The organism is Natronospira sp., assembly GCF_007134575.1.
GTDB lineage: Bacteria > Pseudomonadota > Gammaproteobacteria > Natronospirales > Natronospiraceae > Natronospira > Natronospira elongata.
This window is the reverse complement of the sequence record NZ_SLKM01000116.1, coordinates 1-10,919: the sequence shown is the minus strand read 5'-3', so window position 1 is coordinate 10,919 and position 10,919 is coordinate 1. Positions and strand designations below refer to the sequence as shown.

Sequence of the window (10,919 nt, the reverse complement as noted above, 5' to 3'; positions counted from 1 at the left end):
GGCGGTGGCATGCGCCAGGCCGGGATCATTGCGGCTGCCGGCATTGTTGCCCTGGAGCGCCATGTGGACCGCCTTGCCGAAGATCATCACCGCGCCGAGCGCTTGGCCGACGGGCTGGAGGCCCTGGGGGCCGGGCTCAGGATCGAGCGCAGTGGCACCAATATGATTTTTGTCACCCCTGCCGATGTTGATGGCCCGACACTCGCTGCCCGACTCAAGCAGCGAGGGGTGATCGTCAATCCCGCCACCACCCTGCGTCTGGTCACCCATCTCGACGTGGATGATGCCGCCATCGAGGCCACCCTCTCGGCGTTTGGCGAGGCCCTCTCACCCGTGGCGAAGGGATCGGCATGAGCGGGCAAGACCCTGCGGTCACTGATGCCAGCCGCATCTTCTGCGTCGGTCGCAACTATGCCGATCATGCCCGGGAGATGGGCGCCGAGCGTCCACAGCAACCGGTGATATTCCTCAAGCCCGGCAGCGCCTGCCGTGCTCCCGGCCCGGCTTCTTTGCCCGTTGGCCTGGGGCGGGTGGACTATGAAGGCGAGATCGCCCTCTTGCTCAGCGGCGAACTTGAGCGGCCCATTGTCGGCCTCGGCCTTGCGGTTGATCTGACCCTGCGGGATGAGCAGGCCCGCCTCAAACAGGGTCGCCTGCCCTGGGACGTGGCCAAGGCCTTTGACGGAAGCTGTCTGCTGGGGCCATTCCTGCCAGTAGACGATCATGTTCTCGGCCATTTCCAGGAGCTGTCCTTTGTCACCAAAATCAATGGCGAAGAACGGCAACGGGGCGATGCTGGGGACATGATTTTTTCGCCCCCAGAACTGCTTTCCGCCTTATCATGCTATTGGGCTGTCCGCGCCGGTGACGTGCTGCTCACCGGCACCCCGGCCGGCGTTGGCCCGCTTGAGGCCGGCGATGAAATAGAACTGCAGGGCCTGCCGGGATCACCACTGGGTTTCGAACGCTACCAGGCAAGCTGGCAACTGGAGTAAGCACCATGACTTCCATCAAGGGACTGGCAGGGCTGCTGGGTTGGCTGTTGCTCTGTTTCGCCGCCGCCGCTTTCGGCGGTCTGTTTCCGCCGGGCGAATGGTATGCGGCGCTGCAAAAGCCGGCCTGGAATCCGCCAGGCTGGGTCTTTGGTCCGGTCTGGACCCTGCTGTACACCATGATGGCGGTGGCCGCCTGGCGGGTGTGGTGGCGACGGGGTTTTGCTGCGGCCCGCCTGGCATTGGGCGTGTTCATCTTCCAGTTGGTGCTCAACGCCCTTTGGTCAGCGATCTTTTTCGGACTGCAGATGCCCGGGGTGGCCTTCGGGCATATTCTCTTGCTGCTGGCAGCCATTAGCCTGACGATCATGCTATTTCATCGCGAAGACCGACTCTCCATCTGGCTGCTGTTGCCCTATTGGCTGTGGGTGGCCTTCGCCTCGGTGTTGAACTTTACCTTATGGATTCTGAACTGATGGCCAGACGCGATATCCAGTTTGCCCCCAAGGATCAGCCCCTGCGCGATGATGTCAGTGAGCTGGGCGCCCTGGTGGGTGCCATGCTCCGGGAGCAGGGCGGTATTGATCTCTATGAGCGGGTGGAAACGGCCCGACGCAATGCCATCCGCCGGCGTGAGGGCCATCGTATTGCCGCGGAAAGCCTGGCCGAGGCCATGGAAGGCCTGTCGGCGGCAGACGCTGCGGCCCTGACTCGTGCCTTTTCCACCTATTTCCAGACCGTGAACCTGGCCGAACGAGTGCATCGCATCCGCCGCCGGCGGGATTATGAACGGGAAGACCTGCCTCAGCCGGATGGATTGCGGGACAGCCTTGAGAAGCTCCAGGCCGCCGGGATCAGCCGGGACCAGATCATCCAGGCCCTGGACAGGGTGCAATTCGTTCCGGTCTTTACTGCCCATCCCACCGAATCCATGCGCCGTTCCTTGCTGGAGAAGCAGCAGCGCATGGCCCGTCTCCTGGTCAGCCGCATGGATCCGGACATGACCCCGCGAGAGGATCGCGCCGCCCGTGAGCGGATTCGCATGGAAATCACTGCGGCCTGGCAGACCGAGGAGCATCCCAGTCAACGGCCTTCAGTGGCCGACGAGCTGGAACATGTGCTGTTCTATTTCACCGATGTCCTCTATCGGGTGATTCCGCCTTTCTATGAAGCCATGGAAGAAGCGCTGACTGCCGTCTGGCCGGAGGCGGAACTGCCCGAGCGGTTGCCGCCCCTGGTCCGTTTCGGCAGCTGGGTCGGCGGTGACATGGATGGCAACCCCAACGTCAATGCCACCACCATTCGCGAAACCCTGGCCGAGCACCGCCAATTGGTATTGCGCGCCTATCAGGGGGAACTGGATGCGCTTTACCGCCGCCTGAGCCAGTCACTCTCCCGCATCGGTGTCACCGAGGCCCTGCGCATGCGGCTGGAACAGTATCAGCGGGATTTTCCCGATGTGGTGGACGCACTGCCGGCCCGTCACCGCAGCATGCCCTACCGGGTGATGATCCGCATGATGCAGGCGCGGCTTGCCGCCACCGCGACGGATGGCGAGGCCGCCTATCAGTCACCTTCGGAATTCGTGGACGATATTGTCTGTATCACCGACAGCCTGGGTGAGAATCGGGGTGAGCATGCCGGTCGTTTCTCCGTCCGCCGACTCTATCGGCGGGCCACCACCTTCGGTTTCCACATGGCCGCCCTGGATATCCGCCAGGATTCCGAGGTCCATCGCCAGGCAATCGGCGAGTATCTGCAGGACCCGGAATGGATGAATCGAAGCCCCGAGGAGCGGCTTGAGCGCATGCGAGGTCTGCTGGAGGCCGGTATCGACGGTGAGACCCCGGCGGGCGAGACCCTGGATCCGACCCTGGATGTCTTCCGGGCCATCGGCGAATGTCGCCGCCGCTTTGGCCCCGAGGCCATCGGCACCTATATCATCAGCATGGCCCAGGGCCCGGAAGATCTGGTGGCCGTGCTGTTGCTGGCTCGGATTGCCGGTCTGGGCGATGCCGACGGCCAGGTGCCGCTGGATATCGTGCCCCTGCTGGAAACCGTCCCCGACCTGGAGAACGGACCGGACATCCTGCGCCAGGTATTCGACGAACCCCTCTACGCCAGCCATCTGGCCGCTCGTGATGCGGCCCAGGAAGTGATGGTGGGCTATTCCGACAGCAATAAGGAATCCGGCATTGCTGCTTCCCGCTGGGCGGTCCAGAAGGCCCAGGCACGAATCGTGGCGGCCGCCGAGGCAGGCCGAGTGCAGCCAAGGATATTTCATGGACGCGGCGGCAGTACCAGTCGTGGTGGCGGCAAGGTGCCCCAGGCGGTGCTCGCGGCACCGGCCGGCAGCGTGCGCGGGCGCTTGCGGGTGACCGAACAGGGCGAAGTCATCAGCGCCAAGTACGGCCTGCGTTCCATTGCCATGCGCACCCTGGAGCAGAGCGTGGGCAGCGTCTTGCGCGCCAGCATGCCCGGCCAGGCAGTGGCGGCGAGCCCCGAGCAAAGCGAATTGATGGAGACGCTGGCGACCGCCAGCCGCAGTGCCTTCCGGGAGTTGGTTTACGAGACGCCCGCGTTCGAGGATTTTTTCCGCGAGGCCACCCCCATTGATGTGATCCAACGCATGGCCATGGGCTCGCGCCCGGCCAGCCGACGCAGTGGCCAGGGCATCCAGGACCTGCGCGCCATCCCCTGGGTCTTCGCCTGGACCCAATCCCGGGCGCTCTTGCCCGGCTGGTACGGCCTGGGGGCCGGCCTGCGCGCGGCCCGGGAGGCCCACGGGGAGGAAGCACTCCTTACGGCAGCTCGGGACTGGCCCTTCCTGCGCGCCCTGCTGTCCGATGTGGAGATGGTGCTGGCCAAGTCGGACATGGATATTGCCGCCCGTTACATGGTCCTGGTGGATCCGGCCCGCCATGGACTGTTCGACCGTATCCGTGAGGAACATAAGGCCACCATAGAAGGTCTTTTGAGCGTGAAAGGCCGGGATGAGCTGCTGGAAGATGATCCGGTGCTGGCTCGGGCCATTCGCCTGCGAAACCCCTATGTGGATCCCATGAGTATCCTTCAGGTGGATCTGCTCCGCCGCTGGCGTGAAGGCGGGCGTGAGGATGATGCCCTGCTGCATGCCCTGATTGCCTCGGTCAACGGCATCGCTCAGGGTTTGCAAAACACCGGCTAGAGAATGTCTGAATAGTGGTCACCAAGTGTGTCAGAATCGGGTGAACCGGGTTTCCATTGTATTGAGGGTCTAGACCATGTCCTGGCATAAACTGATTTTTATGGCCGTTATGCTGCCACTGACCGCCTGCGCTGGCGGTGAACGTGCGGAGGTTGAAGTGGGAGAGCAACTGGAGTTGGAAGAGCTGGCAAGAGGCACCCAGAGCCGTGTGTCCAGCGAGAGCATGACGGTTATCCGTGACGCCGAGGCTTTTGAGGGGATCTGGCGGCAGGCTGGCCAACGCGGTGAGCCGCCGGCGGTGGATTTCGAGCAGTTCATGGTGATCGCCGCCTTCATGGGCGAGCGTCGCACGGGCGGATATACCGTTCGCGTGCGCAGTGCCGAGCGCAACGAAGAGGGTCTGAAGGTGCGGGTCCGCATGGAGGCGCCGGGTCGCAATTGCATGGTGACCCAGGCATTTACTCAGCCCTTCCATTTGGTTCGCCTGCCACGGGTCGAAGGTGCGGTGGATTTCGAAGTCAACCAGGAAACAGTGGATTGCTGATTTTGGCCAATTCCAGCCAGGGCGGCGTTGATGCCACGATTGTTAGCTTGGGAGCTGATTGCACATGGAGTCAAAGGCTCGTTGTTCAGCCTGTGAAGTCGTTGAACCCTTGCCCCGAAGTAGCGGGCGCCTCTATCTGGCGCCTCCCGTTCCCCATACCCGTCGCAAGCTGCGGGAGGCCAGCAAGGCCCTGGGCCTGAGTATCGAGGAAATGGACGGCGGCATTCAGGGTATCGCCCTCGGTGACGGCGATCTTTCTCGCCTGCTGGGCCAACTGGAAGAACGCCTCGGCGAGCCGGAACAGAAGCAGAGCCATGCCCTGTTTGTTGCCGGAAACAAGACCCCCGGGCTTGGCGACTTGCTTCAGGCCCGGTCCCTGTCGGTATTGCTGGGTCGTGAATCCGGTTGCTGGCTGGTGGACTTGATGGAGTCCGACAGGCTGTTTGCCCATTTTCATCCCATCGTTTCCATGGCCAATCCGGCCAACATTCATGCCCATGAATGCCTGCTTCGGGCTCGCGGGGACGACGGAAAAACCATCCCCCCCTTCGAGATATTCCAGGCCGCCAGCCGGGTGGAGCTGACCTTCCACCTGGATCGTGCCGCCCGGCTGACCGCGATCCGGGATGCTGTCAGCCATGACTTGCCTGGCAAGATCTTCATCAATTTCAATCCCACGGCCATTTATGACCCGAATTTCTGTCTCCAGACCACCGTTCGGGCAATCCACGATGCCGGCATCGAACCGTCCCGACTGGTGTTTGAAGTGATCGAGAGCGAGGAAATCTCCGATAGCAAACACCTTAAATCAATCCTTCAGTTCTATCGTGATGCGGGTTTTGGTGTGGCCCTTGATGACCTGGGTGCCGGTTACGCTTCCCTGAACCTCCTCTCCTCGCTACGGCCGAACTACATCAAGTTTGATCGGGAACTGGTCAGTGGTATCGATGGCGACCGATATCGCCAGACCGTGTTCAGCAAGCTGGTTGAGATGGCCAGGGAGCTGGACGTCAAAACGGTGGCCGAGGGTGTTGAAACGCGGTCGGAATGGGATTTCCTCGCCAGCCAGGGGGTGGATTTCGCCCAGGGTTTTCTCCTCTGCCGGCCCGATGCCCCGCCGCAAACCCCGAAGCTGCCCAGCGGGGCTGGCGTTTGATCAGGCCATTCGCGATTTTCTGAGTAAGCGGAGAGACTTTAGTGAAAGGCGTATTCCTGGATTTCGATACCGTCAGCAACAACGATGTCTTGACCACGGAGCTCGAGGCCGTGCTCAATCCCCTGGAGATCTACCCGGTCAGTGCCCCGGAACAAATACCGGCGCGGATCGCGGAGGTGGAGTGCCTGCTGACCAACAAGGTCAAGGTGACTGCGGCATTGATGGATGCTGCCCCCAATCTCAAGCTGATCTGTCTGGCGGCCACGGGCTTCGACAATGTGGATACAGATGCGGCCAGGGAGCGGGGCATCGCGGTCTGCAACATCGCCGGTTACTGTACGGCCGCTGTGGCCCAGCATGTATTTTCCTTGATCCTTACCCTGAATCAGCGCCTCGACGATTATCGCGACCGAATGCGCGGTGGTGATTGGAGCCGATCACCCCATTTCACCATGCTCGATTACCCTATCCGCGAGCTGTCTGGCCGCACTCTGGGTATTATTGGCTACGGTGAGCTTGGCGGCGGGGTGGCCCGCCTGGGAGAGGCCTTCGGCATGGAGATACTGATCGCCGAAAGGCCGGGTTGGAAAGGTGAGATTCGTGAGGGTCGGCTGCCGGTTGAGCAGGTGCTGGAGCAATCCGATGTGCTTAGCCTGCACTGCCCGCTGAGCGAGGACACCCGTCATCTGATCAATGCCGATGCCCTCAAGCGCATGCCTGCCCATGCCATTCTGATCAATACCGCCCGCGGTGCAGTTGTCGATGAACAGGCACTGGCCGATGCCCTCCGCCAGGGTGAGATCGCCGGCGCGGGGGTGGATGTGCTCAGCCAGGAGCCTCCGGTGGATGGCAACCCCTTGCTCGACGAGGATGTCCCCAACCTGGTGCTAACCCCGCATATCGCCTGGGCCACCGTCGAAGCTCGTCAACGTGCCTTGGATGAAATGGCCATGAATGTGCGTGCCTTCAAGACGGGTGAGGAACGTAATCGCGTGGTTTGATTTTTCTTTTGCTGTTCTGGTGGCTTCGTTTGCCTTGGTGCCATCTGGAGGCTTTTAATCGCGGCTAAAGCCGCTCCCACGGTGGCTTCGGTGTGCGCTAATGGCACCGTGGGAGCGGCATTCCTGCCGCGATCAAGAGTCTCCGGCTGGCACCAAAAGATAAGACTTAACCAAACTTTCCATTAGCACGGGCTACCTTGGGTGGAAGTCACCTGAGCCGAGCTGGTTGATGGCGTATTCTGGCCTTTGTGCAGATTGCCACCGATTCGACCCGCCTTAATCACGCCCGAAAGCCGCACCAACGGCGACTTCGGCATACCGCAAAGCCATCGTGGGAGCGAATTTATTCGCGAAAAAACTCTTCGGATGGCACCAAGATATAGGACTGAACCAAGCTAGACCCTAGCACAGCCTAGGTGACCTTTTACGAAAGGCAGGCCTATGTGCCGACAGGGCTTTCCAAGGCTGTGTGAGGCAGGGTGAGGCAAGACCGATGGTCCAGTGGACCATCGCAGCTTGCCGAACGCCCGCACAGGGATGTGCGGGCTGGACCGGGAGGCGGAGCAGGAATACGCAGCCTCCCGGCCGAACCCAGAGCGTACAGGGATGTATTCACAGCGTCCTTGGAAAGTCCTGTCGGCACATAGGCCGGAACGCAACCCGTCACCGTCATCGCAGGGTCTGACGCAGATCAGAGGTTCCCTAAAAGAACCGAACTCTGTCGCTGCCGACCCTCCAACCGCCAAACGACCCTCTACTCACGATGAAGCCACCGCCCGGGCAGCCGCCAGTGCCTCCTCGCGGGAGCTTTTGTAGTCGACGATGGGCCGGGGATAGTCTCGGTCCAGTCGCAGGCCGGCATGGTGAAGGATGCCGTCGGCGGCTTCATGGGGGGCATGCAGGTCCCGGTCGGGAAGCTTGCTCAACTCCGGCAGCCAGCGGCGAAGATATCGTCCCTCCGGGTCAAAGCGCCGGCTCTGGGTGAAAGGATTGAAGATACGAAAATACGGCGCCGCATCAGCACCGCAGCCAGCCGACCATTGCCAACCCATGGTGTTGTTGGCCAGATCCGCATCCACCAGCGTATCCCAGAACCACTTTGCCCCCGACAGCCAGGGTGCACGGATGTTCTTCACCAGGACGGAGGCGGCTATCATCCGCACCCGGTTATGCATGTAGCCGGTTTCCCACAGCTCTCTCATGCCTGCGTCAACGATGGGATAACCGGTCTCGCCGCGCTGCCAGGCAAGCACAAAGGCCTCATGGTTTTTGCGCCATGGGAAATCCTGCCAGCGGGAATACAGGGGCTGATCCGGCGTGTGGGGAAACTCGAACAAGACATGATGGGCAAACTCCCGCCAGCCCAGTTCACGCAGCCAGGTCCAGCCCCCTTCCTCCACTGCCGCCTGGCCGGCCATGCGCGAACGCACCCGGTGCCATGCCTGGCGGGGACTGATTTCACCAAAGTGCAGATGGGGCGATAGCCGCGAGGTGCCGCTCACGTCCGGCAAATCGCGAGCGGTCTTGTAATCGACCAGTGCCTGATCAAGAAAACGATCCATGGCATCACCGGCACCTGCTTCTCCCGGCTGCCAGTGTGTTTCCAGTTTGTCTTCCCAGCCGATTCCCGACAGTAGCTTTAATTCATCGAGAGCCAGTGAAGATGGCCACTGTGCGGTAGGACGCAGAGTACGTGGCTTCTGCAAGGGGCTGTCCGGTTCATCGCGTTTGGACAGGGCCCGCCAGAAGGGCGTGAAAACCCGGTATGGCTCACCCTTGCCCGTGCGCAGCTCCCAGGGCTCGACGAGGAGGGCACCGTTGTGGCTTTCCGCATGGTAGCCCTGCTGCTTCAGCCACTCCTTGATCTTTCGATCCCTCTCCACTACCGCGGGCTCGTAAAGTCGATTCCAGAATACCGCCTCCGCGGCCGTGCTCGCCAGCAGTGAGTGCAGACAATCCAGGGCATCGCCCTGGCGAATGATCAGTCGGCTATCGTGATCCCACAGGCGTCGGTCCAGCCTGGCCAGGCTTTTCATCAGCCACCAGCGGCTGGCACCGCCAGGGCCCCAGTCACCTTCCTCGTGCGGAGAATGGATATAGACCGGCACCACCCTGTCGGCGGCATTCAATGCAGCACGCAATGCCGGGTTGTCACTCAGTCTCAGGTCGCGGCGGAACCAGAACAGTACGGTTTTCATATTCCATCGTCGTTGGGCTGAATCTGCTACCGTAGCACGAAGTTGAGCACTCATTAGGGAGATCGTGCATGCGTGAACTGGGGCGCATATTTCTGGCGGGTCTCGCCGCCTTGCTGCCGGCCGTGGTTACCTTGTGGTTGGCCTTGTGGCTGCTGTTCAGTGCCGAGCGCGGGCTGGGCAGCCTGGTGCGGATGGTCCTGCCGGATGAATACTACATCCCGGGTACGGGAGTGGTCCTGGCCATTGGTCTTGTCTTCGCGGTCGGCCTGCTGACCCGGACCGAACCCGTCCGACGACTGTTTGGTTTTGGCGGCGCGATCATGGACCGCATTCCCTTGCTCAAGACCGTTTACGGTGCCTTCAGGGACCTGGTCCAGTTTGTAACCAGCGACAAGAAAAACAGTTTTGACAAGGTCGTCATGGTGCGGCCCGGGCCTGACCCTGAAGTGGAGTTGCTGGGCTTTGTGACCCGTGAGGATTTTGACGGCCTGCCGGATGGCGTGGGCGGCGAAGATCGCATCGCGGTTTACATGCCCATGAGCTATCAGGTCGGTGGCTACACTTTTTTCCTTCCCCGCTCCCGTGTTCGCGCGGTGGACATGTCCATGGAAGATGCCATGCGGATGGCGCTGACGGCAGGGATGTCGGTCAAGAAGGATGATCTTGGGTGACGGCTTGTGACCCTGGTGAGCTAATGGCTATGGGCCTTAGTGAGTGTAGGGCCCTCCGGCGCCGGTGACCGGTGATGTTCCGGTCCAGCCCGCACATCCCTGTGCGGGCGTTCGGCAAACTGCGATGGTCCACCGGACCATCAGTCATGCCTCACCCTGGCTCCCACAGCCTTGAGCAAGGCCACCGGGACCTGGACCCACTCTAGATGGAGGATACCTTGGCCGTGCATGCTGGAGGCGTATTCTGATATCCGAGCAGATTGGCTTCGATTCGGCTGGTGCGATCGCGGCTAAAGCCGCTCCCACAGCGGCTCCGGCATAGGCTATAGGCACCGTGGGAGATTCTATGTCTCACCGCAACCCCCTCAAGCGCATTTTGGCTGGTACTGAGTCTGATTTTTCATGAGTGCGAAAGCGACTCTGGCCAGCTTCCGGGCGAGCGCGACCAAGGCTTGGGTGGTTTTCAGGCCGCGCTCAAGATAGCGCTCGTAGACGGGCCGCCAAGTGGGGCTGTTCCGCGCTGCCATGGCGGCATTGTGTAGCAAACGCCGGAGCTCGGGATTGCCCTGCTTGGTGAGCTTTCGTCTTCCCTTGGAGACGCCTGAGTCTCGTGCCCGGACATCCAGTCCGAGAAAGGCGATAAAGGCATCCGAGCTTCGAAATGTGCCCCGGCGAAAGGTGGTCACAAGGGCGCTGGCAGTCAGCTCACCGATGCCTTCGACCTGGATGCACCGCCGATAATCCTCTGCCCAGCCATGCTCTTTCAGAGCCGCCTTGAGCCGCTTTCTGATCAGCTGATCCAAGCGCTCAATCTGGCGAATCACTGCTTTGAGACTGGTCCCCAGGCCTTTCATGTTTCCGAAGCTTTGTTGGAGCGCGATCCGAGCTGAGACCAAGGTCGCCCGGCGGCCTAGCAGCTGCTGGATGGCGCGATAGGCCTTGGGAGGCGGGCTCCAGGGCCGCAGATCCTCGCCCTCGTTCTTGAGGTAGCGGACCAGCAATTCGGCATCCGTGCGGTCGGTCTTGGCCCGTCCGCCGACGCTTTTGCGGTAATTGTGGAGCCGAAATCCGTCTACAAGATAGACCGTATGGCCCATGGCATGGGCCATTTCCACCAATTCCAGGTGGTAGGTGCTGGTAGCCTCGGCAGCAAGGGCGCTCTCCACTGGC

Annotated in this window: 10 protein-coding genes; 8 read left to right on the top strand and 2 right to left on the bottom strand. The window is 61.5% G+C overall.

The annotated features are described in order from the left end of the window. From ACJWXQ_RS04595 to ACJWXQ_RS04565, 7 genes are all read left to right on the top strand, one after another. A partial coding sequence (locus ACJWXQ_RS04595; RefSeq protein ID WP_406672264.1) for a beta-eliminating lyase-related protein occupies window positions 1-354 on the top strand: 354 nt, incomplete at its 5' end. Then, a complete protein-coding gene (locus ACJWXQ_RS04590; RefSeq protein ID WP_346050789.1) occupies window positions 351-995 on the top strand; it encodes a fumarylacetoacetate hydrolase family protein in 645 nt (214 codons plus the stop codon). The genes ACJWXQ_RS04595 and ACJWXQ_RS04590, both read left to right, overlap by 4 nt. A gap of 5 nt (window positions 996-1,000) precedes the next feature. Further along, on the top strand, window positions 1,001-1,468 hold the full coding sequence (locus tag ACJWXQ_RS04585; protein WP_346050790.1) for a TspO/MBR family protein: 468 nt from the start codon (window positions 1,001-1,003) through the stop codon (window positions 1,466-1,468). Next, the gene (gene ppc / locus ACJWXQ_RS04580; protein ID WP_346050791.1) at window positions 1,468-4,179 is read left to right on the top strand and encodes a phosphoenolpyruvate carboxylase; all 2,712 of its coding nucleotides are present in this window, start codon (window positions 1,468-1,470) and stop codon (window positions 4,177-4,179) included. Before ACJWXQ_RS04585 ends, ppc begins: the two co-directional genes overlap by 1 nt. A 76-nt stretch (window positions 4,180-4,255) precedes the next feature. Beyond that, window positions 4,256-4,723 carry a protease complex subunit PrcB family protein gene (locus ACJWXQ_RS04575; protein WP_346050792.1) on the top strand — a complete coding sequence of 156 codons (468 nt, stop codon included), beginning with the start codon at window positions 4,256-4,258 and terminating at the stop codon, window positions 4,721-4,723. A gap of 64 nt (window positions 4,724-4,787) precedes the next feature. Continuing rightward, entirely contained in the window at window positions 4,788-5,879 is a 1,092-nt protein-coding gene (locus ACJWXQ_RS04570; protein ID WP_406672263.1) for an EAL domain-containing protein, read from the top strand. Between the two features lie 41 nt (window positions 5,880-5,920). Then, window positions 5,921-6,880: a D-2-hydroxyacid dehydrogenase gene (locus tag ACJWXQ_RS04565; RefSeq protein WP_406672262.1), complete on the top strand. Its 960-nt coding sequence runs from the start codon at window positions 5,921-5,923 to the stop codon at window positions 6,878-6,880. A gap of 758 nt (window positions 6,881-7,638) precedes the next feature. Here the strand turns inward: ACJWXQ_RS04565 and ACJWXQ_RS04560 are convergent. Beyond that, window positions 7,639-9,078, bottom strand: coding sequence for a cryptochrome/photolyase family protein (locus tag ACJWXQ_RS04560; protein WP_406672261.1), 1,440 nt, complete (start codon window positions 9,076-9,078; stop codon window positions 7,639-7,641). Window positions 9,079-9,146: 68 nt separating this feature from the next. Here ACJWXQ_RS04560 and ACJWXQ_RS04555 point away from each other — a divergent pair, with 68 nt between their 5' ends. Beyond that, on the top strand, window positions 9,147-9,749 hold the full coding sequence (locus ACJWXQ_RS04555) for a DUF502 domain-containing protein (protein WP_346051534.1): 603 nt from the start codon (window positions 9,147-9,149) through the stop codon (window positions 9,747-9,749). Window positions 9,750-10,114: 365 nt separating this feature from the next. On the opposite strand, the gene ACJWXQ_RS04550 is transcribed toward ACJWXQ_RS04555, so the two are convergent. Then, on the bottom strand, window positions 10,115-10,919 hold an 805-nt coding region (locus ACJWXQ_RS04550; RefSeq protein WP_406672260.1), incomplete at its 5' end, for an IS110 family transposase.

Bases quoted from the DNA above. Each gene is read 5' to 3' on its own strand.
- ACJWXQ_RS04590 (WP_346050789.1), top strand. From the start codon at position 351: ATGAGCGGGCAAGACCCTGCGGTCACTGATGCCAGCCGCATCTTCTGC.
- ACJWXQ_RS04585 (WP_346050790.1), top strand. From the start codon at position 1,001: ATGACTTCCATCAAGGGACTGGCAGGGCTGCTGGGTTGGCTGTTGCTC.
- ppc (WP_346050791.1), top strand. From the start codon at position 1,468: ATGGCCAGACGCGATATCCAGTTTGCCCCCAAGGATCAGCCCCTGCGC.
- ACJWXQ_RS04575 (WP_346050792.1), top strand. From the start codon at position 4,256: ATGTCCTGGCATAAACTGATTTTTATGGCCGTTATGCTGCCACTGACC.
- ACJWXQ_RS04570 (WP_406672263.1), top strand. From the start codon at position 4,788: ATGGAGTCAAAGGCTCGTTGTTCAGCCTGTGAAGTCGTTGAACCCTTG.
- ACJWXQ_RS04560 (WP_406672261.1), bottom strand. From the start codon at position 9,078: ATGAAAACCGTACTGTTCTGGTTCCGCCGCGACCTGAGACTGAGTGAC.
- ACJWXQ_RS04555 (WP_346051534.1), top strand. From the start codon at position 9,147: ATGCGTGAACTGGGGCGCATATTTCTGGCGGGTCTCGCCGCCTTGCTG.